The 26,444-nt window shown below is 61.7% G+C and carries 25 protein-coding genes and 1 tRNA gene; 10 read left to right on the forward strand and 16 right to left on the reverse strand.

What is annotated here, in order from left to right; genetic code table 11:
- Positions 1-3 precede the first annotated feature (3 nt).
- The 7 genes from PAN31117_RS16455 to fmdA all read right to left on the reverse strand — a co-directional run bounded on the left by PAN31117_RS16455 (position 4) and on the right by fmdA (position 6,925).
- Positions 4-678, reverse strand: a complete 675-nt coding sequence (locus PAN31117_RS16455; RefSeq protein ID WP_217429665.1) for a GntR family transcriptional regulator — start codon at positions 676-678, stop codon at positions 4-6.
- Positions 679-856: 178 nt separating this feature from the next.
- The gene (locus PAN31117_RS16460) at positions 857-1,630 is read right to left on the reverse strand and encodes an alpha/beta fold hydrolase (RefSeq protein WP_174990998.1); all 774 of its coding nucleotides are present in this window, start codon (positions 1,628-1,630) and stop codon (positions 857-859) included.
- 40 nt (positions 1,631-1,670) lie between these two features.
- Positions 1,671-2,462, reverse strand: coding sequence for a 2-keto-4-pentenoate hydratase (locus PAN31117_RS16465; RefSeq protein ID WP_150739151.1), 792 nt, complete (start codon positions 2,460-2,462; stop codon positions 1,671-1,673).
- Positions 2,463-2,638: 176 nt separating this feature from the next.
- The gene (locus PAN31117_RS16470) at positions 2,639-3,919 is read right to left on the reverse strand and encodes an MFS transporter (protein ID WP_150739152.1); all 1,281 of its coding nucleotides are present in this window, start codon (positions 3,917-3,919) and stop codon (positions 2,639-2,641) included.
- Between the two features lie 61 nt (positions 3,920-3,980).
- Positions 3,981-5,057 (reverse strand): porin, encoded by a 1,077-nt coding sequence (locus tag PAN31117_RS16475; RefSeq protein WP_150739153.1) that lies wholly within the window; start codon positions 5,055-5,057, stop codon positions 3,981-3,983.
- A gap of 253 nt (positions 5,058-5,310) precedes the next feature.
- Positions 5,311-5,661 carry an FmdB family zinc ribbon protein gene (locus tag PAN31117_RS16480; protein ID WP_150739154.1) on the reverse strand — a complete coding sequence of 117 codons (351 nt, stop codon included), beginning with the start codon at positions 5,659-5,661 and terminating at the stop codon, positions 5,311-5,313.
- A 25-nt stretch (positions 5,662-5,686) separates the two neighbouring features.
- Positions 5,687-6,925 carry a formamidase gene (gene fmdA, locus PAN31117_RS16485; RefSeq protein ID WP_150739155.1) on the reverse strand — a complete coding sequence of 413 codons (1,239 nt, stop codon included), beginning with the start codon at positions 6,923-6,925 and terminating at the stop codon, positions 5,687-5,689.
- A 330-nt stretch (positions 6,926-7,255) separates the two neighbouring features.
- Here fmdA and gdhA point away from each other — a divergent pair, with 330 nt between their 5' ends.
- Both gdhA and PAN31117_RS16495 read left to right on the forward strand, forming a co-directional pair.
- The gene (gene gdhA, locus PAN31117_RS16490; RefSeq protein WP_150739156.1) at positions 7,256-8,599 is read left to right on the forward strand and encodes an NADP-specific glutamate dehydrogenase; all 1,344 of its coding nucleotides are present in this window, start codon (positions 7,256-7,258) and stop codon (positions 8,597-8,599) included.
- Between the two features lie 221 nt (positions 8,600-8,820).
- Positions 8,821-9,624: a class I SAM-dependent methyltransferase gene (locus PAN31117_RS16495; protein ID WP_150739157.1), complete on the forward strand. Its 804-nt coding sequence runs from the start codon at positions 8,821-8,823 to the stop codon at positions 9,622-9,624.
- Positions 9,625-9,641: 17 nt separating this feature from the next.
- Here the strand turns inward: PAN31117_RS16495 and PAN31117_RS16500 are convergent, their stop codons facing one another.
- Together PAN31117_RS16500 and prpR are read right to left on the reverse strand one after the other, a co-directional pair.
- A complete protein-coding gene (locus tag PAN31117_RS16500; protein WP_150739158.1) occupies positions 9,642-10,475 on the reverse strand; it encodes an AraC family transcriptional regulator in 834 nt (277 codons plus the stop codon).
- A gap of 76 nt (positions 10,476-10,551) precedes the next feature.
- The gene (gene prpR / locus PAN31117_RS16505) at positions 10,552-12,564 is read right to left on the reverse strand and encodes a propionate catabolism operon regulatory protein PrpR (RefSeq protein ID WP_150739315.1); all 2,013 of its coding nucleotides are present in this window, start codon (positions 12,562-12,564) and stop codon (positions 10,552-10,554) included.
- 230 nt (positions 12,565-12,794) lie between these two features.
- On the opposite strand from prpR, the gene PAN31117_RS16510 reads away from it, so the two are divergent.
- The 3 genes from PAN31117_RS16510 (at position 12,795) to PAN31117_RS16520 (ending at position 15,908) form a co-directional block, all read left to right on the forward strand.
- Positions 12,795-13,676 carry an isocitrate lyase/PEP mutase family protein gene (locus PAN31117_RS16510; RefSeq protein ID WP_150739159.1) on the forward strand — a complete coding sequence of 294 codons (882 nt, stop codon included), beginning with the start codon at positions 12,795-12,797 and terminating at the stop codon, positions 13,674-13,676.
- A 175-nt stretch (positions 13,677-13,851) separates the two neighbouring features.
- On the forward strand, positions 13,852-15,144 hold the full coding sequence (locus tag PAN31117_RS16515) for an MFS transporter (RefSeq protein ID WP_150739316.1): 1,293 nt from the start codon (positions 13,852-13,854) through the stop codon (positions 15,142-15,144).
- A 227-nt stretch (positions 15,145-15,371) separates the two neighbouring features.
- Positions 15,372-15,908 carry a hypothetical protein gene (locus PAN31117_RS16520; RefSeq protein ID WP_150739160.1) on the forward strand — a complete coding sequence of 179 codons (537 nt, stop codon included), beginning with the start codon at positions 15,372-15,374 and terminating at the stop codon, positions 15,906-15,908.
- Between the two features lie 73 nt (positions 15,909-15,981).
- On the opposite strand, the gene PAN31117_RS16525 is transcribed toward PAN31117_RS16520, so the two are convergent.
- From PAN31117_RS16525 to PAN31117_RS27520, 5 genes are all read right to left on the reverse strand, one after another.
- Positions 15,982-16,066 (reverse strand) — tRNA-Leu (locus tag PAN31117_RS16525).
- A 135-nt stretch (positions 16,067-16,201) separates the two neighbouring features.
- Entirely contained in the window at positions 16,202-18,088 is a 1,887-nt protein-coding gene (locus tag PAN31117_RS16530; protein WP_150739161.1) for a methyl-accepting chemotaxis protein, read from the reverse strand.
- Between the two features lie 249 nt (positions 18,089-18,337).
- Positions 18,338-18,808 carry a low affinity iron permease family protein gene (locus tag PAN31117_RS16535; protein ID WP_150739162.1) on the reverse strand — a complete coding sequence of 157 codons (471 nt, stop codon included), beginning with the start codon at positions 18,806-18,808 and terminating at the stop codon, positions 18,338-18,340.
- Between the two features lie 419 nt (positions 18,809-19,227).
- Entirely contained in the window at positions 19,228-19,863 is a 636-nt protein-coding gene (locus PAN31117_RS16540) for an ATP-binding cassette domain-containing protein (protein WP_246189135.1), read from the reverse strand.
- Positions 19,864-19,871: 8 nt separating this feature from the next.
- Positions 19,872-20,141 (reverse strand): metal/formaldehyde-sensitive transcriptional repressor, encoded by a 270-nt coding sequence (locus PAN31117_RS27520; protein ID WP_246189136.1) that lies wholly within the window; start codon positions 20,139-20,141, stop codon positions 19,872-19,874.
- 109 nt (positions 20,142-20,250) lie between these two features.
- Between PAN31117_RS27520 and PAN31117_RS16550 the strand changes: the two genes are divergently transcribed.
- From PAN31117_RS16550 to PAN31117_RS16570, 5 genes are all read left to right on the forward strand, one after another.
- Entirely contained in the window at positions 20,251-21,075 is an 825-nt protein-coding gene (locus PAN31117_RS16550; RefSeq protein WP_150739164.1) for a nickel/cobalt efflux protein RcnA, read from the forward strand.
- Positions 21,076-21,200: 125 nt separating this feature from the next.
- Positions 21,201-21,908 (forward strand): cysteine hydrolase family protein, encoded by a 708-nt coding sequence (locus PAN31117_RS16555; RefSeq protein WP_150739165.1) that lies wholly within the window; start codon positions 21,201-21,203, stop codon positions 21,906-21,908.
- A gap of 47 nt (positions 21,909-21,955) precedes the next feature.
- On the forward strand, positions 21,956-22,852 hold the full coding sequence (locus tag PAN31117_RS16560) for a LysR family transcriptional regulator (RefSeq protein ID WP_150739166.1): 897 nt from the start codon (positions 21,956-21,958) through the stop codon (positions 22,850-22,852).
- A gap of 95 nt (positions 22,853-22,947) precedes the next feature.
- Positions 22,948-23,811, forward strand: coding sequence for a class I SAM-dependent methyltransferase (locus tag PAN31117_RS16565; protein ID WP_150739167.1), 864 nt, complete (start codon positions 22,948-22,950; stop codon positions 23,809-23,811).
- Positions 23,812-23,929: 118 nt separating this feature from the next.
- Entirely contained in the window at positions 23,930-24,502 is a 573-nt protein-coding gene (locus tag PAN31117_RS16570) for a DUF1993 domain-containing protein (protein WP_150739168.1), read from the forward strand.
- Positions 24,503-24,602: 100 nt separating this feature from the next.
- Here the strand turns inward: PAN31117_RS16570 and PAN31117_RS16575 are convergent, their stop codons facing one another.
- Positions 24,603-25,961 (reverse strand): epoxide hydrolase family protein, encoded by a 1,359-nt coding sequence (locus PAN31117_RS16575; RefSeq protein ID WP_150739169.1) that lies wholly within the window; start codon positions 25,959-25,961, stop codon positions 24,603-24,605.
- Between the two features lie 26 nt (positions 25,962-25,987).
- Positions 25,988-26,398, reverse strand: a complete 411-nt coding sequence (locus tag PAN31117_RS16580; protein ID WP_150663769.1) for an organic hydroperoxide resistance protein — start codon at positions 26,396-26,398, stop codon at positions 25,988-25,990.
- Positions 26,399-26,444: the final 46 nt, after the last annotated feature.

Consider the following 26,444-nt stretch of genomic DNA (forward strand, 5'->3'; position numbering starts at 1 on the left):
CGTTCAACCGGGGAGTGTGCCGGATTCCCGACACCAATCCATGAGTCGGGCGATGTAGTTACGCGCGCCGGACTCCGCCGTTTCCGAACAGCACGCATGTAAGCTCGCCATTAGCCCGTCGAGATAGTCTGCTGTGATTGATCGGCCTTTTTTACCGCGCAACAACAAGGGGCGCGCGGCAAGGAAATCGTCTTCTGCGGCCACACAGCACCGCGCGAGGACCGGGTTCGAACACGCGGCGATCAGATCCTTCTGTAGTCGATGGAGTCCGCTGGCCAGTGCGAACGGCGACGCGTCGGAACCCAGCGCTGTCGTGGCGTTTCGTGCCAATTGGCAGAGATGCTCGACCTGCGCGGGAGACGCTGTCTCGACGGCGTAGACGGCCATCGCGGGGTCGAGTAAGTGCTTGACGTCCAGACGCGCCAGAACGCCCGACATCGGCATCTCGCGAAGACCGTAGCCCCGTTCAAACGGTTCGAGAAGGCCTTCACGGGCCAACTGGAAGAGCGCTTCCCGAATGGGTGTCCGGGAGACACCGAACCGCGCCGCAAGGTGCGTTTCGGTTAGACGTTGACCGGGCTGGAGTTTTCCCTGTTCCACCAAATCGCGAATCGCGTCGTAGATTCGGTCGCGCAAGCGCTGCCGGGCATCCGGCAGCGGTCGACCTGCTATCGTCACTGTCTGCCTTATCACCGGCTATCGACTCCGCTCAGGCGCGTCGCGAGATTGACCTTCGCTGCTGAACACCGCCCCCCGGCAGGTCAGACGAAGATCAACCCCGCAAACGCTCTTTTCTACCGCAACACTTTGGACGAAGGCGTTGCACGATCATGACCACCCATACGATGAGTGGTGCCTATGTTGCGGCCAAGCCCTTGCGCAGCCACGCCCCGACGCGCGCATTGAACGCATCGGGCCTCTCGAAGTAAGCAGAATGTCCGGCACCGTGTAACGTGATCAGCTCAGCGCGCGGAAAGTGCTTGCAGACGTCCGACACGATGCTTGCGGGAAACAGGACATCTTCGTCGCCCACCACAAATCCGATACGGGCGCCGGACGCGGCGATCTGCTGCGGCGAGTACGACGTCTGAACCCCGTTCAGTGTCTTCACCGTGTACGTGTTGAAGCCCGCGATTTGCAGGTACAACTCTGTCATGGCGGGCGATTCCGACAAATACGACTTGCCTAACACCCTTTCCGCCTGCGACAGCCCGCCTGCAGCGCGCTGCACTTCGCTCATCTGCGAGGCGATGGGCTCCGGCAATTGAATACCGACCAGCGAGTCGACGATCAGAAGAGACGACACACGCTCGGGAAAGCGGCAGGTAAAGTCGATAGCGGTCCCGGCCCCCATGGATTGCGCCACGAAGGCGACACGTTGCAGATCAAGCTCGTCCAGAACGGCAACGAGGTCGTTGGTGAATTCGCTACGTCCCGCGACTTCTGCGTCCGTCGATTTACCGAAGCCTCGCGCATCGATCAGAATCACGGTGAATTCCGATCTCCACGCAGCCACCTGGTGGAACCAACTGGCGTGGTTTCCTCCGACGCCGTGCAGCAGGACGACGGGCGGTCCATTGCCGTGAACTTCGTAATACAGCCAGCTATCGTGATGATTCAAATATGGCAAACCAATCTCCAAATTTACAAGCCAAGCCCCGGTGACAGCACTAGGCGCTCAGGCTGAACCGGACCGACACGTCGCCCAGACCGTCGATCGAGGCGCAATACGCCGCGCCGCGTTGCACGTTGACCATCGGTCCGAGCGCGCCACTCAGCACCAGTTCTCCGGAGCGAATGGGGCGACCGACCTCGATCAGCTTCTTTGCCAGCCAGAGTGTTGCCGACAGCGGATTTCCCAGACAGGCAGCACCGCTACCGACGGAGACCTCTCTTTCGTTCTCGCACATACGCATCTGACAATCGACTAACTCGACTGCGGCAGTGAACGGTTTCCTACGACCGATCACATACCGCCCCGAAGACGCGTTGTCGGCGATCGTTTCGACAATGCCGATCTTCCATGCCTCGATGCGGCTATCAACGATTTCCAGCGCTGGCGCAACCCATTCGATGCGGCTGGCGAGTTCCCGGAGATTGAGCCCCGGTTCATCGAGATCGGAAGCGAATCCAAACGCGATCTCTGCCTCGATCTTTGGCTGCAGCAGACCTGCCATGCTGACGACGCCAGCATCTTCGATGGCCATGTCGTCGAAGAGCACGCCATAGTCGGGTTGATCGACGCCAAGTTGCTTCTGAACCACCGTCGATGTCAGGCCGATCTTCCGTCCGGTAATACGCCGCCCTTCGATCTCCAGCGCGTGGTGGGTGTTGCGGTCCTGAATGCGATAAGCGGCATCGATATTGCCCGCCACATATGAGGCAAACGGGGCAATCGGACCGTCGTTATAGGCGGCGCGCAATGCCGACGCGATGCGCGCCTCAAGCTCAACTTCGTTCATCCTGCCTCCGGAATGCGATGCGATCTGCCGGCGCCATCGGCCGATAAGGACGCTTCAATAAACGCAAGTAGTTTTGTGCACTGTATGCAAAGTGTCAAACTTCCATGCACGCTTTTTTTGACGCGTTTGCCGCACGTGCGGTCATGCGTAGAGAGGTAGTCGCGCGTTGGATCTCGTTAACTGACGCCCTCCGACGAGACTTTCGCTGTCGATCCGAAGCGCGGCAGCAACGCGCAGAGTGCGCAGACGACCACCAGTGCAATGCATGCGCCATAGAGGGGGGCTACGTAGTTTCCGGCGGCGTCAAACCCCATGCCAAACAGCACCGGACCGACGGCGGAACCCGTCATGAACGAGGCAAACACCCAGCCAAAGATCTTGCCGAAGTGAGCGAGCCCGAAGTAGCGGCTGATCAGATATCCCAGCAGGTCCGATTCTGCGCCCGCGCCAAACCCAAGCAACGCGGCACACACATACACGGACATCGGCGTGTTCGTGGCAAGCAGACCTGCGCAGCCCACGCATGACAGCGCGAAGATGGCTATCGCAGCCCTGGGGGCGAACACGCGGTCGAACAAGTAGCCCGCAGCGACTCGACCGATGAGCGCGGCCACCGCCAGAACGGTTGTCGCGAGTGCCGCGGACGAGAGTGCAACGCCGCGATCAAGCAGCATCGGCACCAAATGCGTTTGCGCGCCGTTAATCGCGACGGCCATCAGAAACGCTGAGGCACCCACCAACCAGAAGGCACGCCCGGCTAGCGCTTGCGAGAGGCTGGATCCGCTCACGTTGGATTGCCCGGTAACTGGAGATATCCCGGCGGGCTGCGTCGGTGCTTCGCGGAGAAACAACAGGCCCAACGGCACGCCCACGATGATGGGAATCGCACCCAGCGCGTAGTAACCGGCGGCCCATCCAAAACGCTGAACGACCGTTGCTGCCAACGGGGCGGCAATGGCGCCACCGAGCGCAACCCCGGCCATGCTGATGCCGATGGCCAGTCCCCGCGACCGGTCGAACCACGCAGAGATCAGGCGCAGATACACGATGGTGTTCGAACCGGCGCTCAGAATGCCAATCATGAGAAAGCCCGCGTAGTACCCGGCCAGTCCCCACGACACGATCATCGACGGCAACGCCACCACCGTCGCACCGTACAAAAGCAGCGAAGTCACGAGCACCGGCCGAATGCGGAAGCGATCGATCAGCGACCCCACGACCGGCGTTGCGACAGCGAGACTCAGCGCGCAGATCGAGAGCGAGATAGATGTCTGCGCTCGGTCCCAATGGAAGGCCGCCCCTAACGCTTTGATGAACACGCCTGCGGTCATCAGGATCGTCGACGTGCTACACACCCCGACGCCAATCGTTGAGAGCAGGACCATTAGCCACGCATCGTTCATCCTGACTTTGTTGTTCGCCCCGCTTATGGCAGCGGGTGCCAATTCATTTTCCATAACGCCCTCCAAATTTCGAAAACAGTCGACGAATTTCTTCCCTGACCCGACACCGGACCCACTAGAAGAAGGTGCGAATGCCGGTCGCTACGGCAAATTGGTGATTCGTCGTCGATGGCGTGAGTGGGAATAGCACTGCAGACTGGGTAGGGCCGGAAGCGGTCGCCAGACTCACGCCCACATAGATGTCTGTGCGCTTCGACAGAAACTTGTCCAGAAACAGGCTGTAGTTCGAGAGTCGTCCAGAACCCAGTGCGTCACGCCCGTATCCCAGCGTCAATTTGAGATCCGGTTCGATGTCGTAGATCACGTCAACCGTCGCGCTTCGAATCGACTCGTATTTCCCGAAGCCCGCAAATGCCACGTCGGTGAAGCTCATCCCGACTGTCCACTTGTCGAAGATCTTGTACGAAGCGCCCGCGCCATAGATGTTCTGCGAATCGACGGCGAAGGATCGGTAGGGGGTGACTGTCTGCCCGAGGAACGACTTCATCCCGGCGAGCGTCGGCGTAAAGTTCACGCCGTTGATCTTGGTCGCCGCGATGGCGGCTCGCAGCTGCTCGCCCGCATACGAGACAGCGAAGCTCAGCCCCCGGCCGCGGTTATAGGTATCGGATGCACCGCCCGGCATCGCATACAAGCCGGAGAAGGTGAAGCCCGCCACCGTCGGCGAGCGATAGGAGATTGCGTTGTTCAGGTAGCCACCGGCCATGTGATCCGCATTTGCGGGCGTTTGGGAAAACGTGGCATTGAAGCCCGGCGAATTGGTCAGCAGCAGTACCGAAAAGTCGTTGTGGTGGCCGAACGTCAGCGTGCCGTATTGCTCCTTGGACAGCCCGACCCACGCGCTACGACTGAAGAAAGTGTCTGCCCTGAACTGCTTGCCGTTCGATAGGTTGAAGTAACTCGCGAGATCGAACACTGCCTTCAAACCGCCGCCGAGATCCTCGGTTCCCCGAATGCCGAATACGGTGTTCCAGTGAAAGCTGTCCAGCATCTGCACGACGCTGCCGCCGCCAGCGTTGTTCGCGTAAACCATGGCTTCGTCGATCGCGCCATACAGCGTGACGTTCGACTGCGCAATCGCTTGCGTCGACATTAGGAACAATGCAACGAGGCATACCGCATTTCTTCTCATCCGGGTCTCCAATCCATGTGCGTGCGCTCCCGGTTCGTCGACCGGTGGTGGGAAGGTAGGCAGCCATTTTTTTTCCGACAATCGAAAAAATCGACACGCATACCCTACGCAAACTCATGCACGCGTCGAGTGCGCTTGGGCACTGACGGTGTGGATGGAGGCTTTGCATGGAAAACGGCCCCGGAAGTGAAGGCACTTCCGGGGCCGTTGGTTTGTACCGGCTCGAACGCCGACGACGCGTACGGCAGACGTCTTAATGACTAATCATCCATGGTCTGCCGGACGGTCGTTTGAGGCTCGATGCGCTTTCGTTGCCTGTTGTCGCTAAAGAGACTTTTCCGGAACCGCCCGAGCAACAACTACACCCCGCCCGATGCCGCGGCGTCGCCCCATCCCCGGACTGCCTCGGTGCGTTCGCAGCGCGTTCATTCGTCGCATGCGCCGTCCGGCTCGCATTCCCCATCAACGCCAGCGCTGGTGCAGTGATGACTCTCGCTCCCTCTCCACCACACTCAGGGCAATGACACGGGGCGTCGCGATCTGCAATCCGTCGCATCACCGCAAACGTCCCGCAGCTCCCACATTCGAAGTCGTATATCGGCATTGCTATCTCCGTCACGTTCGACGTATCAGGACTTCGCCAAATCCGGCGAACACGGCATATCGACCCCGCCCTTCACATGCTTCACCGGGCCATCGGCGTTCGGGCGGATATCGAAGTCGAAGATCTGCGTGGGCAGCCAGAGCGTTGCGCAAGCATTCGGAATATCGACCACACCACTGATATGCCCTTGCACCGGCGCGCATCCCAGAATCGAATACGCTTGCGCACCCGAGTAGCCGAACTTCTTCAGATACTCGATGGCGTTCAGACACGCCTGACGATAGGCGACTGTCACATCCAGATAATGCTGTCCACCGTGTTCGTCGACAGAGATGCCTTCAAAGATCAGGTAGTCGTTATACGTCGGCGTGATCGGACTCGGCTGGAACACTGGATTGCGAATGCCGTACTTCTGCATCCCGCCCTTGATGACGTTCACGCGCATGTGCACCCAGCCAGCCATTTCAATCGCGCCGCAGAACGTGATCTCTCCGTCGCCCTGACTGAAGTGAAGGTCGCCAACAGACAGCCCTGCCCCGTCCACATACACCGGGAAGAAAATCTTCGAGCCACGCGATAAGTCTTTGATGTCGCAGTTGCCACCATGTTCGCGCGGCGGTACTGTCCGCGCACCGGATGCCGCCGCTTTCTCCTTCGCCGCTCCCGACAATTTCCCCATGTGCGCGGTCGCAGCAAACGGCGGGTTCGCGAGCGGCGGCACCCGCTGCGGTTCCTTTGCGATCAGACCCGTCTCACGCGCATTCCACGTTTCAAGCAACTTCGGATCCGGCAAACAACCGATCAATCCCGGGTGAATCAGCCCCGCGAAATTAACACCCGGAATGTGGCGCGAACTCGTATATAGCCCGTGAAAGTCCCAGATCGATTTCTGTGCGTGCGGATAGTGATCCGTCAGAAATCCGCCACCGTTTGTCTTCGAGAAGAAACCGTTGAATCCCCACTGACTGTCCGCTTTCGCGCCGATATCCAACAGATCCACCACGAGCAGGTCGCCGGGTTCCGCGCCTTTAACCCCGACGGGACCCGACAAGAAATGGACGATGGAAAGATCGATGTCGCGAACGTCGTCCGCGCTGTCATTGTTCTTGATGAAGCCGCCGGTCCAGTCGTAGGTTTCGAGAATGAAGTCGTCGCCGGGTTTGACCCAGCAGGCCATTGGAATGTCCGGATGCCAACGGTTGTGGACTTGCTCGTTTTCGTAGGCGGATTGGTTCAGGTCGACCTTGATGAGAGTTTCTGCCATTGCGCTCGCTCCTGGTAATGGGCCAGTGGGGGACACCAGCGATCAAACAGACGCCTGATGGCGTCGGATTCACACAGAGAGATATTCGAGAACTGCGGACATCAACAACACAGCCAAAGCACTGATGCGAAGAAGGGACGTGAAGAATCGATGTATGGAGTCAATTAGGTAAATCGCTGTCAATCAGCACAATTACTTTGCACTGCATCGAATCACAGCACAAACCACCGTATTTCCCCTGATTTTTTTGTTTTCCGATCATATCGCGATCCTAATTGGTGCAAAATACTTTCTCTGCACAAGAATAAGCACCATCGATGGGCATCCGAGATGAAATATCAATCACTTGACGATTTTTTGCGCTCCACCGCCGAGCGCAACCCCGGCCAACCGGAATTCCTGCAAGCTGTCACGGAGGTGATGGAAAGCCTTTGGCCGTTCATATCGCAACATCCAAAATACGCCGAGCACGGTCTGCTGGACCGTCTGGTCGAGCCGGAGCGCACTGTCATGTTCCGCGTCTCGTGGGTCGACGATCATGGCGACGTGCAGGTCAATCGCGGCTATCGCATTCAGCACAGCTCCGCCATAGGTCCGTACAAAGGCGGGCTGCGGTTCCACCCGTCCGTCAATCTCTCGATCCTGAAATTCCTCGCCTTTGAGCAGACCTTCAAGAACGCCCTCACAACCCTGCCGATGGGCGGCGGCAAAGGCGGCTCCGACTTCGACCCGAAGGGCAAGAGCCCCGGCGAAGTCATGCGGTTCTGTCAGGCATTCGTCACCGAACTCTTCCGTCATGTCGGCAGCGATACCGACGTGCCTGCGGGCGACATCGGTGTCGGCGGTCGGGAGGTCGGCTTCATGGCGGGCATGATGAAGAAGCTTTCGAACCGCGCCGATTGCGTCTTTACCGGCAAGGGGTTGTCCTTCGGCGGCTCGCTGATTCGGCCCGAGGCCACCGGCTACGGCACGGTGTACTTCGCAGAAGAAATGCTCAAGCAGACTGGGCGCAGCTTCGAGGGCTTGCGCGTAAGCGTCTCCGGCTCTGGCAACGTCGCACAGTACGCCGTGGAGAAGGCGATGGCGCTCGGCGCGAAGGTTGTCACCGTGTCGGATTCGAGCGGCACCGTCGTGGACGAAGACGGCTTCACCAGCGAGAAGCTCGCCGAACTGATGGACGTGAAGAACCATCACTACGGACGTGTGAGCGACTACGCCAAACGCACGGGCATCAAGTTCCTCGCAGGCGAGCGCCCGTGGCACATTCCGGTCGACGTCGCGCTGCCCTGCGCCACGCAGAACGAACTCAACGCCGACGACGCCGAAACGCTCATCGGGAACGGCGTGATCTGCGTCGCGGAAGGCGCCAACATGCCGTCGACGAACGAAGCTGCGAAGCGCTTCGAGAGCCGCGGAATTCTGTATGCGCCGGGCAAGGCCAGCAATGCCGGTGGGGTCGCGACGTCAGGGCTTGAGATGAGCCAGAACGCCATGCGTATCTCGTGGCCACGCGAGGAAGTCGATGCGCGTCTGCACGACATCATGCGAAGCATCCACGAAGTCTGCCTGCACCACGGCCGTCGTGCCGATGGCTCGGTGAGCTACGTCAACGGCGCCAACGTCGCTGGCTTCGTGAAGGTCGCCGACGCTATGCTGGCGCAAGGCGTGATCTGATCGGGACGTTCGTATCGCAACAAAAGAAGCGCTGTCCCAAATGGCAGCGCTCTCTCGTTTCCTAAGGATGTGGCGTATCGAAAGCGAGTAACATACGCGATATCCCTTCCTTTCGGCCGGAGTCCATCAGAATGAACAAGTAATGCCGGATGCGTTTTTGCATCACGCCCTCTCGCTACCTGTTACGCGAGCGCATTGCTTTTTGTTTTGATGAAAACACCATGCCCGAATCAAACCCCCAATTCCCTGATGTCGTAGAACACAACCGCGCCGCCTGGGATCGCCAGTCGGCGAAACAATGCGAATGGTCGCGTCCCGTGAGTGCCGACGTTATCGCAGCGGCGCGCAAGGGTGCCTGGCGTGTGCATCTCACGCCGTCGCCGCTGCCTGCCGGTTGGTTGCCGGATGACGTTCGCGGTCTTCGCGTGCTGTGCCTCGCATCCGGCGGTGGTCAGCAAGCGCCGGTGCTTAGCGCGGCGGGCGCGGACGTCACCGTGCTGGACGTCTCCTGCGCGCAACTCGCCCAAGACGACATGGTCGCGCAACGCGATGGCCTGACGCTCACGACGCTGCAAGGCGACATGCGCGATCTTTCGATGTTCGAAGACGCCTCATTCGACATCATCTTCCATCCGGTATCGAATCAATACGTCCCGGATATTCGCCCTGTCTGGCGTGAATGCTTCCGCGTACTTCGCCCGGGCGGTCGACTGCTCAGCAGCTTCTTTAATCCGGTGGTCTTCGTCGCCGACCGAAATCCCGAGGACGCGAAGCAAGGCATCATTCGCCCGCGCTTCAAAGTGCCGTATTCGGACGTCCGCGATCTGACACGCGACGAACTCGCCGCAAGGCAAGCCGCTGGCGACGCGGTCGTCTTCGGTCACAGCCTCAGCGAGCAGATCGCCGGACAACTCGAAGCGGGATTTTTACTGAAAGGCTTTCTGGAAGACGAGCAGCCGAATCCGCGTTTTGTCATCGACCGGTTCATGCCGACATTCATCGCGACCTACGCCACGAAGCTCTGACGTGGATTCGCCCCACATCACCCCAGCACCGGTATCCAGATCTCCAGCGTTCCCGTGCCGGTGACAGGGTCGAAATCGGCGCTGTAGCGCTCGAAGTCGGGCGCGTCGGCGGCTTGCAGACCCGACTGCGGCAGCCATTGATGCCAGATCGTGTAGACGGTCTTGTGAATCGTGGAGATGTGCGTCTTGTGTTCGAACACGGCGAAGCGTACCGACGGAATCTCCACCCAGCGGAACGACGCGGGCAAGCGATCACGACGCGTCACTTCCACCCCGGCGATGTATTCGAATCCACCGTCGCCATCGGGGTTGCAGCACACGCCGTACGTCACATCGCTTACCTGATCCGGCACGTGGCCGATATGAGGACCGAAGGCCTGCCAAAGCGCGGGAATGCCCTCGTTGGTGGCGAATGTAAACCGGTCGCTCATGCCCGCAATCAACATGGGCGCGGGCGTCTCAAAGCGCGGCGCGGGCAAGGTAACGAACTCAATTTCTTTCATACGAAGGGGCTCCACGAGTCTCAAACCATCAAGGTGACGACGCGCGCGCAACTGCTCGGGCGTGATGCCGAAAGCGTCGGAGAACGCGCGTGTGAACGCCTCGTGAGAGCCATAACCGGCATCCAGCGCTACGCCAAGGATCTCCGGCGCACCGTCGACCAGCGCGTACGCCGCACGAGTCAGACGACGGGCGCGCATATATCGCATCACCGGCCATCCGGTCGTGACGGAGAACAGACGTGAGAGCGAGAAGCGAGTCATCTCGCTTGCGTCGGCGATGTGATCGAGCGTCAGCGCGTCACCCAACCGGACTTCGATAAACCAGAGTGCTTTGGCAACCGGATGCATGGCATTTCCGAGAACGTGTCGGCGTGACTATAGGGCAACGCTGCGATGGCCATTTGATCGTTCTTGCGTGCCACGCTCATTCACCTGCTTTCATCAATCGCCAGAACGTCGTGCGGCCGATGCCCAGCGCGCGGGCGGCTGCGGCGCGATTGCCTCCAGCGGCTTGCAAGGCGGCAAGTGCGGCCTCGCGCGTGACGGTTTCACGTGCGGCAGCGTCCGCCGATGTCGACGCCAGCGATTGGCCATCGCCCCCGCGTTTCTGCGTACCCAGTCGCGCCAACTCCGGAAGCACCTCGTGAAGCGTCTGCGCATGACGCGCGACGTCGGTATCGAGATAGATGGCCGCACGGGCCAGCAGATTCTCCAGTTCGCGCACGTTGCCCGGCCAGTCATAACGATCGAACAGCGGCGCGAGCACGTCGAGAATGAGCTTCGATGCCCGTGCGTCCAATCCGTAATGCGCGGCGTTTCGCGCGAGCAATGTCTGAGCGAGCAGACGAATGTCGTCGCGACGCTCCCGCAGTGCAGGCAAGGTCACTTGCAGAAGATTCAGACGGAAGTAGAGATCGGCACGGAAGCGCCCCTCGGCGACGAGCGCGTTGAGATCGCGATGCGTGGCGGCGATCACACGGACGTCCACCGGCACCGGACGCCCCGACCCCAGCCGCATCACCTCACGTTCCTGCAATACGCGCAGCAGTCGGCTTTGCATTGCCGCAGGCATCTCGCCGATCTCATCGAGGAAGATAGTCCCCGTGTGCGCGATCTCGAACAGCCCGGCCTTGCCCCCGCGGCGCGCTCCCGTGAACGCCCCTTCGTCGTGCCCGAACAACTCGCTCTCGATCAGTCCCTCCGGTAACGCCGCACAGTTGAAGGCGACGAACGGATTGCCGCGTCGCGCGCTTGCGTTATGAATCCCCTGCGCCACCAGTTCCTTCCCGGTGCCGCTCTCGCCCGTCAGCAGCACGGTCGCGTCGTGCGCGGCCCCCGCGCGGGCGAGACGTCGCACCTTCTCGATTTGCGGCGAGTTGCCGACCAGTTCGGCAAGCTCGTGCTTCGCCACGAGATGCTTCGGGCGCTGCGTCGTGCGAAGCGACCTGTCGATGCGCTGCGCCATCTGTGCGTCCTGCACCGTGACCACCGCCCCCGAGCGCATGCCGTGCTCGTAGATCGGCACGCAACTCGTGATGAACGCACGCCCGTCGATATGCGCCAGCCGCTCCTCGACGGCAACGCCATCGTCCGACAACTCGCGAAGGAGCGGTCCGAGCTTGCGCGTGAGTTCGAACTGGCGCGCGCCGTGCGTGGCGACCCGCTCGGCGTCGACGCCCAGCAGCGTGAACATCGCCGGATTCACCGCTTCGAGCTGACCGTTGTCGTCGAATGCTGCGACGCCGTCGCGCATGTGCGCCACGATGGTGTTCAGACGCATGCGTTTCGATTCTTTCTCGCGGCTCACGCGCGCGAGTTCCACCGAGCGCTCGAAGGCTTCCTCCACCGCGCCGAGCGAGTAGAGGAAGACGTGCTCAAGCCCGGCCTCCTGCGCGAAGTCGCACGCCATGCCGGGGCCGATGATGACCCTGCAGCCCTGCGCGGCGAGCGTGTCGACGGCGTCCTGCACCTCGTCGACGGAGCGATACGCACGCTGACGAATCTGGATCTTGAGCAACTGCCCGAGGTCATCCAGTTCGCGCGAGACGGTCTCGTGCAGCACAAGGCCGAGCGGCTGGTCGGGCCAGGTCGTCGTCGCACGCGTGATGGCACTGAGTACGTCGAAGCCGTTGACCTTGACCGTCACGACCGGCACGGAGAGGTTCTCGCGAAGATACGCGCCGTTCGACCCGGCGGCGAGCACCACGTCGACCGCCCCCGACTCCACATACGATTGCAACGCTGTGACCGCCGCGCCATAGCCTTCACGCACGGAATAAAAACGTGCGCGGTCGGTGTAACGCGGCGCGACCGTCTCGCAAAGAGTTTGCAAGCGGCTGATGCTCACGAGCGCGATGCCCGGGCGACGGGAACGAGGATCGAGCGGCGCGGGCGCGACGTGGTGCGGCGGCACCGCACCGGAATGGCTGGGGGTCATGGCGTTGTCTCCGAACTGCTCTGACGGCTTGATGGAACGTTTCATTGGTGTTTCATGAAACGTTCCAAATTCTGTTCGCCGATTTTGCCACATCCGCAGAAAACGGAATGTCCAGCACAAGTCGCTGATTCAATGGTGGAATTTTCGGCATTCTCAAGTGACGTCGCGGCTGGCACGCAGATTGCGAACGGTCTCTCCATTTACCGATAGCTCACACGGAGACCGTCATCATGACTACCGCGACCACACAACGCCGCGCCGAATTCCGCCGTAAGGTCGAAGCCCGCCAGGGCCTGCTCGTGCCCGGCGCTTTCAATGCCCTCTCGGCACGCGTCATCGAAGACGCGGGTTTCGAAGCGCTTTATCTGACCGGTGCGGGCGTCACCAACATGTCGCTCGGTCTGCCCGATCTGGCATTCGTCGGACTGGCCGAGATGGCTGAGCACACGGCGCGTGTGCGCGACGCCGTGTCGCTGCCGATCATCGTCGATGCCGACACCGGCTTCGGCAACGCGCTGAACGTGCGTCACACGGTGCGCGTGCTGGAGCGCAGCGGTGCGGACGCCATCCAGTTCGAAGATCAGGTGCTGCCCAAGAAGTGCGGCCATTTCAACGGCAAGGCGGTGATCTCCGCCGACGAGATGGTGGGTAAGATCCGTGCCGCCGTCGATGCTCGCGAAGACGGCAACCTGCAAATCATCGCCCGCACGGATGCGGCTGCCGTCGAGGGGATCGAAGCGGCCATCGAGCGCGGCCGTCGTTTCATCGATGCCGGGGCCGACATCCTCTTCATCGAAGCGACGGAGACGCTGGCTGACATCGAACGTCTGCCCGCACTGTTCGACCGTCCGCAACTGATCAACATCGTCATCGGCGGAAAGACGCCGACGCAATCGCAGCCGCGTCTGGCCGAACTGGGCTACGGCATCGTGCTGTACGCGAACGCCGCGCTGCAAAGCGCCGTACTCGGTATGCAGAAGGCGCTCGGCACGCTGCGCGACAGCGGGCGTCTGGACGAAGATCCGGCGCTGGTGGTGCCGTTCGCAGAGCGTCAGCGTCTGGTGAACAAGCCGTTCTACGACGCCCTCGACAAAAAGTACGCCGCCGACTGACCGGCACCGCTTTCGATATTCGCAAGTAGGTGACGCATCGATTTGGGTGCGTCGCCCGTTCTATCCCAAGCCGCACCGCATTGCCGCAATCCCGCATCACTGCAAGACGGCATCAAACAAAAAGTATCGGAGACAGACTGTGACGCCCCCCTCGGATTCCCTCGCCGCACGTCAACTGCATTCCCGTAACGCTTCCACCGCCACCCCTCGCGCCCCCGTCAAGATCGGCTCCATCGTCGGCGGCCTCGCGGGCAACCTCATCGAGTGGTACGACTTTCTCGCCTACAGCATCTTCTCGATCTATTTCGCGAAGGCCTTTTTCCCGGGCGACAACCCGACCGTCCAACTGATGAACACGGCCGCGATTGCGGCGGTCGGCTATGTGGCGCGCCCGCTGGGTAGCTGGCTTATCGGTCTGTACGCCGACCGTCGCGGCCGTAAAGCGGCCCTCACGGGCTCGGTGCTGGCGATGAGCGTCGGCTCGATGATGATCGCGCTCACGCCCGGCTACGCGACCATCGGCATCTTCGCGCCTATCGTGCTGATCGCGGCGCGCCTGCTGCAAGGTCTGTCGATGGGCGGCGAGTACGGCACCAGCGCGACGTATCTGAGCGAAGTCGCGCCGGAGAACCGCAAGGGCTTCTTCCTCGGCTTCCTGCAAGTGAGCGTGGTGGCGGGGCAACTCGTCGCACTGGGGCTCATGCTGGTGATGCAGCGCTGGTTGCTGACGGCTGAGCAGATCGAACACTGGGGATGGCGTATTCCGTTCGTGCTGGGCGGCGCGCTGGCCCTGTTCGCGTTGTACATGCGTCGCAACGTAACGGAGAGCGAGGCGTTCGTCGACAGCGCGAAGAAGCGCGAGACGTCGATTGCCCGCGAGGTGTTCGCGCACTGGCGTCAGATTCTGCTCGCCATCGGCATCACGATCGGCGGCACGGTCGCGTTCTACACGTTCACCGTCTACATGCAGAAGTTCCTGGTGAACTCGGTAGGCCTGACGAAAGAGACTTCGACGTTCGTCTCCACGCTCGCTCTGCTGCTGTACATGCCGCTGCAACCGCTGTTCGGGCTGCTGTCGGACGTGATCGGCCGTCGCAAAGTGCTGATGATCTTCGGCGTGAGCACCACGCTCTTCTCCGTGCCGCTCTTTACGGCGCTCGCCCACACGAAAGACCCGCTGGTGGCGTTTGCACTGTCGTTCGCAGGTCTCGTGATGCTCTCGGGCTTTACGTCGGTGCACATGCTGGCGAAAACCGAACTGTTCCCGCCGCGCATTCGCGCGCTCGCCGTGGGCTTCCCATACGCGCTGACGACAGCGATTCTCGGCGGCACGACGGAGTTCGTGGCGCTGCGCTTCAAGGCGAGCGGCCACGAGTCGTATTTCTATTGGTACGTGACGATCTGCGCGGCGATCTCGCTCGTCGTCTATCTCAAGATGCCGGAGACGCGTGGCCGCAAGTTCGACTGAGCGCAGGCAACACGCCCGACGCGATCCGGCGTGGAACGGCATGGATCGGTGAAGGGCGGTACGGTCGTCTTCCTCGCGCCAACGTTTCCGAATTGCGCGCTTTCCCGTGCGTATTGACGGGCAGATTCCCGGTATCCGCCGGATTCGCGAAATCCGGTGACGGATCCGTAAGGTGCGTTGGCCCACGCGTGGCATCGTGGGCCGACTACTGCTGCGGAGTTCTGCCCATGATGCTGTCGCCGATCCCCGACCTCAGTCTTGTCTCGCCTTCCGACGCCGAGGAATTGTGCCGCGCGAGCCTGACGCCGGATGTGGCGCGCGATCTAGAAGGTGCGTTCAATGTCTCGGGACCGTCGTGGTCACTGCCGTTTCCCACCGTGCCGCCTGACACCGACACGGCGTTTCGTTTTCAGACCGATTTTTTGGGACTTGGCGACGATGCATACAACGACATCATCACGCAATGGGTCTGCGCCGTGCAGCACGGGAGCGGCACGCCAGCGTGGCGCGCGTTCGTCGCCCGATGGCAAATGCGTATTCCGGGCGGACATGACCGCTACACGCTGTTCGGGTTTCTGATGCAGAAGTTCGGCAGGATCGACATGCGCCTTCGTCCCGCCGCGCTCGAATGCTTTCTGACGGATGGCCCTGACGGGCGCGCGGCGGTGCAGCGTCACTGGCACCGCGTCGGTCTGGGGAAGTTCTTGCGCGAGCACTGGCCGCTGGTGCAGCGGCTGCTGCGCAGGGCGGGCATGCTGCGGTGACTGGCATCGAAGAAGCGCGACGCAGAAAACGAAAAAGGCAGAAGACCTTTCGATCTTCTGCCTTCTGAAACCTTGGTGCCGACGGCGAGACTCGAACTCGCACAGCTTTCGCCACTACCCCCTCAAGATAGCGTGTCTACCAATTTCACCACGTCGGCTTTGTCCCGCAAGGGAGCGCGATTGTAACGGGAAAATTGGATTTTGTGAATGCTTCGCGCGCCGCGCAACCGTCTTGCGCGCGCGACGCGCTCATCACAGGCACACCCACGGGGGAGATATACGCGCGGTATATCTCAGGCCGCCAACCGTTGCGACCCGCCGACCACCGTCAGCGCCGGTGCATGGGCACCGCCGAAGCCGTGCAAATCCATAGAGTGTCCTTCGCGCAGACGGAAGCGGGCCACCGTCTCCGCCAGCATGCGCGCCTGCTCGCTGAGCATGGCCGACGCGGCCGCCGACTCTTCCACCAGCGCGGCGTTCTGCTGCGTCGCCTGATCCATCTCAGACACCGACCGGTCGATCTGGCTGATGCCCGCGCTTTGCTCGGTCATCGCGCCGTGGATCTCGCTCACCAGACGCTGGACGCGCGTGATGCCGTCGACGATCTCGTGCATCGTCGTGCCCGCCGCCTGTACGCGTTCCGTGCCGCTCTTCACGTTCTGAACGGACGTCTCGATCAGGCCCTTGATTTCCTGTGCGGCCGCTGCGCTGCGTTGTGCCAGCGTACGCACTTCGCCAGCGACCACGGCAAAGCCGCGGCCCTGCTCGCCCGCACGCGCCGCTTCCACGGCGGCGTTGAGCGCCAGGATGTTCGTCTGGAAGGCAATACCGTCGATCACGCTGATGATTTCCGTAATGCGCTCCGACGACTGCGTAATGGCGGCCATCGTGCCTACGGCGTCGGTGACGACCTGGCCCCCGCGCGCGGCGGCGGCGCTCGCGTCGTTGGCCAGTCGCGTCGCATGCTCGGCGGTGTCGGCCGTCTGCTTGACGCTGGACGTCAGTTCCGTGAGCGCGGACGACGTCTCCTGCAACGACCCGGCCGATGCTTCGGTGCGCTGCGACAGATCGCGGTTGCCCATTTCGATTTCGCTCGTGGCCGACGTCATCGACGACACGCCGGTGCGCACGTCGAGCATGACCGAGCTGATCTTGTCGACGAAGGCGTTGAACGACTTCGAGATCTGCGCGACTTCGTCGTGACCGGCGACATCCAGACGTTGGGTCATGTCGCCGTCGCCCGAGCCGATGGTGTCCATCGCATCGCGCACGATCGACAGGCGCTTGAAGGCGCGCGAAGTGAAGATCGAGGCGATGAGCAGCGCGACGAGCGTGAGTACCACCAGCGTGACGATGGTGGCCGTGAGCACGTGTGTGAGGCCCGATGTGGCTTCCGCGCGGTCGAGCGCGACTACCAGATACCAGTCCGTGCCGGGAATGCGCTTGGCCTTGAGCAGCTTGGCCGCGCCGGATAGCTCCATTGAGACCGGCGTCGCGCCGTCGGCAGCCATGCCGGGCAGAGAGTCGGCGGTGAGCGCGGCGGAGACGTCGGTCGACGGTTTGAGCGAGTACTTGCTGTCCGGGTGAGCGATCACCTGACCGTCGCTGGCGACGACCAGCGCGAGGCTCGACGGCGTGGGGTGAACGGCTTTGATGATGTCTTGCACGCCGGTGAGCGCCACGGCACCGCTGATGGCGCCGGTCGTCTGAGCGTCGCGCACGAGCGGCGCGGTGAAGGCCACGTACGGAATGCCGGTCGACGAATCGCCGTATGGCTTGGTGACGGTCAGCTTACCCGCCGCGACCGCGCTCTTGTACCAGGGACGGGCCGTGGGATCGTAGTCCGCCGGTGTAGGTGCGGTGGAGAAGAACGTCTTGTCCGACCAGCCGATGCTGGTGATCGGGAAGTCGTTGGTCTTGCCCATGAGCTTCACGAGGCCGGTGGGGTCACCCTTTTCTACCACTTGCGACGTGGCGACGACCGCCTGCGCCTTGTCGGCCGCCCAGCGCTCGACGGTGCCCGCGTTGCCGTTGGCCACGGCCGAGAGCGTGTGCTCGATGCTGGACATCATGCTGTCGCGCACGATCACGTAGGTCGTGACGCCTGAGAGGATCAGCGCGCCCACGACCGTCAGACAGGTGATGAGCAGAATCCGGGTTCGCAACGAAGTGACTTTCATGGGCTTTCATCGGTAGGCCCGCGTGCGAGCCGTTGATTGGGGGGGCGGCCGCTCAGGCGAATTGGGGGCGCCGTTGCAGCGAAACAGTGAATCCGTTACTTCCATTACGTCTATTACGTCCTTGCTCTCTGCGCTTACGGCTCAACGGCACAATAACTTTAGTGAGCAGGAATCAACGCCCGTGTGCTGCGCTTCAACGGCGCGCCCGATGCCCTCCAACGGTGCATTCGATCGGCGGTTTTTTAATTTTCATTTCGGTCGTTGAAACGCTGATGACTTTGCGTCCGGGTCATTGTCGTCGTGATCGCCCTCATCGATGAACGGCGAATCGGTATCGGGGTTTCCCTTTCGCAACGCAAGGCGTGCCTGATTGGCGAGCGCTTCGTAGCGCTTGCGGAAGCGGGTCAGTTCCTTTTCGTCGAGTTCTTCGAGATCGAGCAAGGCGTTGTGCGCGCCTTCCATCGCACGGATCAGCTCGTCGAGCTTGATATGCATGGCCGCCGTATCGCGATTCTGGGTGTTCTGAATGAGGAAGACCATCAGGAAGGTGACGATGGTGGTCGACGTGTTGATGACCAGTTGCCAGGTGTCGCTGTAATCGAATAGCGGTCCCGTCGCCGCCCAGATGAGGACGAGTGCGACCGCCAGCACGAACGAGACCGGACGTCCGGTCACCGTGGAAAGGTAGCTCGAAAACTTCGAAAACCATTTGCCGTTCATGACCGTCTCCCGTGGATTGAAACGATAGACGGATGATGGCATAGGTGCGCCGGGCGTCGAATTCTCAATGCCTGAGCCCGCTCGCGAGACTCATTGATTTCAGACGCGAATATGAATGCGGTGGCTTTAGCCGCGCTGATGACGTCCCGGTCCGAGGCGTCGGAGTCCAATCCTCAGGGCAAGTCGACCATGGCGCATGAACTGTGCCGGGTATGCCACTGTGCGAATGAGTCGATGAGATATTGCCAGCAGACAAAGATATTGTTGTCGTAATACCGGTGGATCGGCTGGGAAGTAGAGAACTTTCTTTCAAGAGTAAGTCGAAGCGCGAGTGCCGGTTCGCCCCGCATTTCCGGGAGGGGCGAACCCCTCCCGTGATGTGGGAGAAAAAATACCCTTCGGGAGGCAATCAGCGCGATTTAGCGCATGAGCGATTCGGGAAAGTTCAGCGCCGTTGCATGGCAGCCGTCGGCCAGTTCGTCGTCATGCGTCGAGAAAAGGATGCAGCGATCTTTACCGAGTATCGTGAGCAAATCGATCAGCACTGCGCGTGAGGGACCATCGAGGCCGCCGGTCGGCTCGTCTGCAAGGATCACTCGCGGTGCACCGAACAATATCGCCGTCAGATAGAACTTGCGACGCGTACCCGTCGACATTTGCTCGAAGCGCTTTTCCATGTGCGGCATCAGGCTGAAGCGCTCTGCGAGATCGAGGACGTCTGCGCTTACCGTCACCCGACGTTGTGCCGCGCGTTGCTCAAGGAAGCCACGGCCCGTTTGCATGGGTTCCGTCATGCAATCGAACGGTACGACTGCCAGCGCGGCTTTGGCAACGTCCGGAGCGCTCTGCATCGAATGCCCGTCGATCCACACCTTGCCACCGCCCGTATCCACCGTGCCTGCGAGCATGCCGAGCAGCGTCGTCTTGCCGCCACCGCCCTCATCGCGCAACGCGAAGCAGCCCGGACCGGCGTCGAACCGCAGATTCTCGAAAAGGGTGAAATCGTCGTAACGTCGGGTGAGCCCTTCGAAGCGAAGCAGTGACACGTGTTGCATGACTTCGCTCATTTCAGATAAGCCTTGATGACGTGAAGCACGGGTGCCAGTTCGGCTTCCCGCTGCGCCTGATCCGGCTCGTTGATGATGTGGTCGACGAGATGGCCCTCGATCACCGCGCCCATCAGTCCGTTGATGGCGCCACGAATGGCGGCGATCTGCTGAAGGATCTCGACGCAGTCGCCCTCCTCGCTCAATTGCCGCTCCAGCGCCTGCGTCTGCCCTTGAATGCGTCGCACGCGTGCCAACAGCTTGTTCTTGTCCCGAATCGTATGCACGGCTCGTCGCGCCCCTGTCCAATGAAAATCGAATGAAAAAATCGTAACACAAATATACTGGTAGGGAGTATATTGCGGGGCATCGCACACCCCCACCGAGTTTCCTGAAATGGCTGATTTCCCGACCCTCCTCCAGCAAGGCAGCGCCTGGCTGTTCATTCCGAGCGCGATATTGCTCGGCGCATTGCACGGTTTGGAGCCGGGCCATTCCAAGACGATGATGGCGGCGTTCATCGTTGCGATCCGCGGCACCGTCGGACAGGCGGTGTTGCTCGGTCTTTCGGCAACCGTATCGCATACGGCGGTGGTCTGGCTCGTCGCCATGGCGGGCATGTATTTCGGGCGCAACTGGAACCCCGAAGCGACCGAACCGTACTTCGAAGTGGTGTCGGGCGTTCTGATTCTCACGGTGGCGGGATGGATGCTATGGCGTACATGGCGCGACGGTCATCGTGCGCATTCGCATCATCATGCCGACCACGACCACGACCACGACCACGACCATCGGCATGCTCACCCGCAGGTGTTGAAAGCCATCGGCGACGGCTATCAGGACACCCACGAGCGCGCGCACGCCCGCGACATCGAGAAGCGCTTCGCAGGACGCGATGTCACGACCGGCCAGATCGTCATGTTCGGTCTGACGGGCGGGCTTGTGCCCTGCCCCGCGTCGATTACCGTGCTCCTGCTTTGCCTGCAACTGAAACGTTTCGCACTGGGTGCGGGATTGGTGCTGTGTTTCAGCATCGGATTAGCGATGACGATGGTAGCGTCCGGTGCGCTGGCCGCGCTCAGCGTGCGGCATGTGTCGCGTCGCTGGACTGGGTTTGGTGAGTTCGCGCGTAAAGCGCCGTACTTCTCCGGTGCGGTGATCGTGCTCGTCGGCGTGTACGTCATCTATCGGGGCGCTACGCAAATTCTTCTGTACGCCTGAATCGCTCCACCCATCCACTGTCATCCGTGCAGACGGCGCACAAATGCTGTGCGCGTCGCCGTCTGGTTCGCAGTGACGCATCTTCCTAGACTGGGTACCTCAAAGATCACCACTGAGGAAAACCCATGACGCATTTCTTGCTTCGAACCCTGAAACTCGCGACGCTCGGGCTGTCGTTCTCTGCGGCAGTGTCCAGCGTCAGCGCGGGCGAATCGCAAAATGCGTCCGCGCCGACGATCCGCGCCATGCTGGGTGCCGCACCGGTCGATCATCTCGACCCGAAGCGCACCGCGCTCCTCGTGATCGACTTCCAGAACGAGTACTTCACCGGCCGCATGCCGATTCCGGACGGTGCAGCGGCGCTCGCCAACACGCAGAAGCTACTCACGCTGGCCGACCGCACCGGCATGCCTGTCTTCCAGATTCAGCACATCGCGCCTGCCGGTGCCGCAGTGTTTGCGATTGACGGAAAGACCGTCGGGTTCGCCCCTGGCGCAGCCCCCCGTCCTCGCGACACAGTGTTGCAGAAGACGTCCGTCAGCGTTTTCGCCAGTACGGACATCGATGCGCGCCTGAAGAAGCTCGGCGTCGACACGCTGCTGATCACCGGTCTGATGACGCACGCGTGCGTCGCAGGAGCCGCACGTGACGCCGTGCCGTTGGGCTATCGCGTCGTGGTAGCATCGGACGCCACCGCGACCCGCGACATCGTGCGCGCCGACGGTACACGCGTGGAAAGCGCGGCGCTGCATCGCGCCGCCCTTGCGGAGATCGAAGACACCTTCGGCGACGTTATGACGACCGCGCAGATGCTTCAACTTCCGCTGCGCTGACCGTTCCCGAGCGCCCACGCCCAACGCTGCCCGACCTGCCCGACGACATGGATCAATTGCTGGCAATGCGCATCTTTCACGCACTCGTCGAAGCGCGCAGCTTCTCGGCGGCGGGAGAGATGCTGGGCATGTCGCATTCGAGTGTGTCGCGTCAGTTGAAGCAGACGGAGGCGGCGCTGGGCGTGGCATTGGTCAATCGCAGCACGCGTCAGTTTTCACTCACGCCTGCCGGAGACCGGTACCACCGACATTGCGTGGATATCCTCGCGCGCGTAGATGCCATGACACACGCCATGACCGACGAGCGCGAGCAGCCGAGCGGCCCGTTGCGCGTGACGGTGCCGCTGGCCATCGGCACACTCGAACTTCCCGCGTGGTTACCCGCGTTTCGTCTGCGCTATCCGGATATCGAGCTGACGTTGTCATGCAGCGATCAGTACGTCGACCTGCTCGCGCAAGGGTTCGACGTCGCCCTGCGGATCAGCAGCACGCCGCTGGCCGACAGCAGCCTTCAGGCGAAATTGCTGACGGCATCGGAGACGGTGCTCGTCGCCTCCCCCGCCTATCTCTCGCAAGTGGGGCTGCCCCGCACGCCGGAAGCATTGGCGTCGCATCAGTGTCTGCGCTTCGCCGGGGCTAACTCGCCCGACGCCTGGACGATCACCACGCCGGACGCACAGATACATCGTGTATCGCTCTCCGGCGCATTCACCACCGACGCCATCACCGCACTTTTTGCCGCAGCGCTCGCGGGGACCGGCATCGCGGCATTCACCGAACGCACGGTGCGCGCCGAACTCGCGCGCGGCGCGCTGGTTCGGGTGCTGCCGCAATGCACGCTTGGCCGCAGCCATTACTACGCGCTCTATCCCCAGACGCGTCACGTCAACCCAAAGGTACGCGCGTTCGTCGGCTTCATGTCGGAGCATTACCGCGAGTCGTGAGCGCACCACCGGCGCGTTAATAGCGGCCGCCAGACAAGCTTGTGCACCTCGTGCCAGAATCCGGAAATTCGATCCGATCTCGCGAGGCTGTTCTCATGACCGATCCGAAAGACATTGCCCCCGAAAGCACCGCCGCACGTGTGGCGCTGTGGCGCGCGTTGCATCTCGAAGTCGACGCCGAGCCCCCCGTACTTGCCGACGACGTCGGCCTGCGTCTACTGGACCCCCCGGACGACTGGCGCGAGCGCGGCGACATGCATCCGGCATTCACACGACCGTTTCGCGCGTCCATCGTTGCGCGGGCGCGTTATATCGAAGATCTCGTGATCGCGGAAATGAAGCGCGGGGTTCGTCAGTACGTCATTCTGGGCGCGGGGCTCGACAGCTTTGCGCAACGTCATCCCGAACTCGCCGGATCGCTCTCGATTTTCGAAGTCGATAAACCGGGACCGCAGCGCTGGAAACACGACCGTCTCGTGGCATTGGGCTACGGCGTGCAGGACTGGCTGCATTTCGTCCCAGTAGATTTCGAGGCGGGAGAGTCGTGGCGCGACGCGTTGTTGCAGCACGGCTTCGACGCGAGCCAGCCCGCCGTGATCGTTTCGACGGGCGTGAGCATGTATCTGACGCGTGAAGCCAACGGGGCGACGCTGCGCGAGGTGGCGTCGTTTGCGGGCGACGGATCGACGCTGGCAATGACATTTCTTCTTCCGCTGGAGATGGCGGACCCGGAGGTGCGTCCCGGGCTGGAGATGGCCGAGAAAGGTGCGCGCGCGAGCGGTACGCCGTTCATCAGCTTTTTCACGCCGGACGACATGATGGCGTTCGCTCGCGAGAACGGCTTTGCGGACGCACAACACGTGTCTGCCACCTCACTCACGGCACGTTACTTCGCCAACCGTACCGACGGCCTGCATCCCCCGGCGAACGCCGAGGAGTTGCTGATCGCCACGACGTAGTGCGACGGTTGAGAAGTTTTTTCGGTGTCCTGTACTGCGAAACATGCGCGATCGCGATATGCTGCCCCGGCGGTGCGGTTTGCCGCGCATATTCAGAAAAGTCCACTGGAGGGACCGCATGACGCTGACCGAACTTCTCATCCCTACATTCCTGCACATGCTGCGCGGCCAGTCTGCGTGGCTCGACAAGGCGGCCGCGTACGAGAAGGCGAAAGGCAAGGATGCCGATGCGCTGATGACGCTGCGCCTCGCACCGGACATGTACCCGCTCGCCGCGCAGGCGCGCTTCGCGAGCTACCTGTCGATGGAGCCGGTGCATCGCCTGCGTGGCGAAGCCATTCCGGAAGCGACGAAGGAGATTCAACGCGAAGGCTGGAACAGCAGCCAGCGCCCCGGCACCTTCGCCGAAGCCAAGGCGTGCCTCGCTACCGCCATCGAATTTCTCGAAGCGCTGCCGGGCAATGCGCTCGACGCAGGCGAATACATCGATATCGCGCTTGAGTTGCCCAACGGTGTCGTCTTCGACATGACTGGCGAGCAATACGCACGCGACTGGGCGCTCGCGCAGTTCTACTTCCACACCAATACGGCTTACAGCATTCTGCGTCAGCACGGCGTGGAACTCGGCAAGGGCGAGTACGTGGCGCATGCGCTTGCGTACCTGCGCCCGGGCACGCTGCCGAAGGGCTGAGCGCGCTCTGACGGAAGGGACGAGGGGCGGAAGCTTCTCCGCCCTTCTCGCTTCTCACTTCCGACTTCTCGCGATACTCAGAACCTTCAACTCTGCAAGATCAGCGCACCTGCCTGAACGCCAGACGCAGATCGTGAGTCAACGCGTCCGGCTGCTCCCACGCAGCGAAGTGCCCTCCCTTGGCCTGACGGCTGTAATAGATCAGGTTCGGGAACGCCCTTTTTGCCCAGCTCTCCGGGGCTTGATACAGTTCGTCCGGGAATGCGCTGACGGCGACCGGGATTTTGATGCCCTTCGGCGCGAAGAACGCAAACTTGTTCTCCCAGTACAGCCGTGCTGACGACACCGCCGTATTCGTGAGCCAGTACAGTGTGATGTTGTCGAGCACGTCGTCGCGCGTCAGACCTTCCTGTTTGCCGTCGAACACGCGCGCAATGAGTTCGTAGCTGCGCGCATCGTGGTCGAGCATCCACGCTGCCAGACCGACGGGCGAATCCTCGATGCCGTACAACGTCTGCGGACGCGCCGTCATCTCCTGCGCATAGGCGAGGCCATGCGAGTAGAAGAAATCGAGTTGCTCGTAGGCGCGCTTTTCATCCGCCGACAAATTGGCCGGTGCCGGTTTGTGGGCATCGAGCGAGCGCTGGATCTCGTCGGGCACGGCGCCGGGCATGTTTGTGTGAATTGCCAAGAGTCCCGGCGGCGCTTGTACTGCCATCTGCTCGGTCACGGCATCCCCCCAGTCGCCGCCTTGTGCGACGTAATGCTGATACCCGAGCCGCCGCATCAACTCCTCCCACGCACGAGCGATGTGCGCCGGATCCCAGCCCAGTTCGTTGGGTTTGCCCGAGAAGCCGTAGCCCGGCAGCGAAGGAATCACGACGTCGAACGCGTCGTCGGCGCTGCCGCCATGTGCCGTCGGATTCGTGAGCGGATCGATCAGCTTGAGCTGCTCGACGACCGACCCCGGCCAGCCGTGCGTCACGATGATGGGTAATGCGTTCTTGTTCTTTGATCGCACGTGGATGAAATGGATGTCCACACCATCGATGTTCGTCACGAACTGCGGCAACGCATTCAGCTTCGACTCCACGCGACGCCAGTCATAGTCGTTCGCCCAGTACTGCGCCAGCTTCTTCATCGTCTCCAACTGCACGCCCTGCGTGCCGTCGTTCACCAGTTCGCGGCTCGGCCATTTGGTGGCAACGATGCGCTGACGCAGGTCCTTCAGCGATTGCTCCGACGCATGGAACTGAAACGGACGGATGGACGTGTCGACGGCTTGCGTCGATGCGCTAGCCGCTGGCGTTGCCTGCGCCACTTGAGCCACTTGAGCCGGTTGCGCCGCATTGACCCATGCGGGCATGAACAAACCGATGGACGCGAGCGCGGCCGTTACCGCCAGCATATGCATCGAACGCGCAGGACCGGCGCGACGGGGGAGTTTTGCTGAATGCATTTTCTGTGTCTCGGGGGAAAGAGGCGTCAAACGAGATTGAGCTCGACGTCGATGTTGTTGCGCGTGGCCTTCGAGTACGGGCAAGTCTGGTGGGCGGCGTCGATGAGCGATAGCGCAACGTCGCGCTCAAGTCCCGGCAGGCTGACGTTCAGGCGTGCCTTCAGGAAGTACGCGCCGTCTTCGTTGGCGAGGTCGACTTCGGCGTCGACGGCCGTGCCGACCGGCAGTTGAATCTTCAGCTTGCCGGCGGCCAGACCCATCGCGCCGATGAAGCAGGCGGACCAGCCAGCGGCGAAAAGTTGCTCGGGGTTCGTGCCGGGACCGCTCGAGCCGGGCGAGGACAGCTGGACGTCGAGCTTGCCGTCGGAACTGCGGGCCGAGCCGTCGCGGCCGCCAGTGGTGTGAGTCTTGCCGGTGTAGAGGATCTTGCTAGCCATGGTGTTTTCCTTTCGATATGGGTTGAGACTGCCTGCGAGTCTTATT

The sequence above is a fragment of the Pandoraea anapnoica genome (assembly GCF_902459765.1).
Classification (GTDB): domain Bacteria; phylum Pseudomonadota; class Gammaproteobacteria; order Burkholderiales; family Burkholderiaceae; genus Pandoraea; species Pandoraea anapnoica.

Coding starts and splice junctions, on each gene's coding strand:
- PAN31117_RS16510 (WP_150739159.1), top strand. CDS start 12,795: ATGACTACCGCGACCACACAACGCCGCGCCGAATTCCGCCGTAAGGTC.
- PAN31117_RS16580 (WP_150663769.1), bottom strand. CDS start 26,398: ATGGCTAGCAAGATCCTCTACACCGGCAAGACTCACACCACTGGCGGC.
- PAN31117_RS16550 (WP_150739164.1), top strand. CDS start 20,251: ATGGCTGATTTCCCGACCCTCCTCCAGCAAGGCAGCGCCTGGCTGTTC.
- PAN31117_RS16470 (WP_150739152.1), bottom strand. CDS start 3,919: ATGGAAAATGAATTGGCACCCGCTGCCATAAGCGGGGCGAACAACAAA.
- PAN31117_RS16560 (WP_150739166.1), top strand. CDS start 21,956: ATGGATCAATTGCTGGCAATGCGCATCTTTCACGCACTCGTCGAAGCG.
- PAN31117_RS16575 (WP_150739169.1), bottom strand. CDS start 25,961: ATGCATTCAGCAAAACTCCCCCGTCGCGCCGGTCCTGCGCGTTCGATG.
- PAN31117_RS16520 (WP_150739160.1), top strand. CDS start 15,372: ATGATGCTGTCGCCGATCCCCGACCTCAGTCTTGTCTCGCCTTCCGAC.
- PAN31117_RS16565 (WP_150739167.1), top strand. CDS start 22,948: ATGACCGATCCGAAAGACATTGCCCCCGAAAGCACCGCCGCACGTGTG.
- PAN31117_RS16480 (WP_150739154.1), bottom strand. CDS start 5,661: ATGCCGATATACGACTTCGAATGTGGGAGCTGCGGGACGTTTGCGGTG.
- PAN31117_RS16540 (WP_246189135.1), bottom strand. CDS start 19,863: ATGCAACACGTGTCACTGCTTCGCTTCGAAGGGCTCACCCGACGTTAC.
- PAN31117_RS16495 (WP_150739157.1), top strand. CDS start 8,821: ATGCCCGAATCAAACCCCCAATTCCCTGATGTCGTAGAACACAACCGC.
- fmdA (WP_150739155.1), bottom strand. CDS start 6,925: ATGGCAGAAACTCTCATCAAGGTCGACCTGAACCAATCCGCCTACGAA.
- prpR (WP_150739315.1), bottom strand. CDS start 12,564: ATGACCCCCAGCCATTCCGGTGCGGTGCCGCCGCACCACGTCGCGCCC.
- PAN31117_RS16570 (WP_150739168.1), top strand. CDS start 23,930: ATGACGCTGACCGAACTTCTCATCCCTACATTCCTGCACATGCTGCGC.
- PAN31117_RS16535 (WP_150739162.1), bottom strand. CDS start 18,808: ATGAACGGCAAATGGTTTTCGAAGTTTTCGAGCTACCTTTCCACGGTG.
- PAN31117_RS16475 (WP_150739153.1), bottom strand. CDS start 5,057: ATGAGAAGAAATGCGGTATGCCTCGTTGCATTGTTCCTAATGTCGACG.
- PAN31117_RS16530 (WP_150739161.1), bottom strand. CDS start 18,088: ATGAAAGTCACTTCGTTGCGAACCCGGATTCTGCTCATCACCTGTCTG.
- PAN31117_RS16500 (WP_150739158.1), bottom strand. CDS start 10,475: ATGCATCCGGTTGCCAAAGCACTCTGGTTTATCGAAGTCCGGTTGGGT.
- PAN31117_RS16555 (WP_150739165.1), top strand. CDS start 21,201: ATGACGCATTTCTTGCTTCGAACCCTGAAACTCGCGACGCTCGGGCTG.
- PAN31117_RS16465 (WP_150739151.1), bottom strand. CDS start 2,462: ATGAACGAAGTTGAGCTTGAGGCGCGCATCGCGTCGGCATTGCGCGCC.
- gdhA (WP_150739156.1), top strand. CDS start 7,256: ATGAAATATCAATCACTTGACGATTTTTTGCGCTCCACCGCCGAGCGC.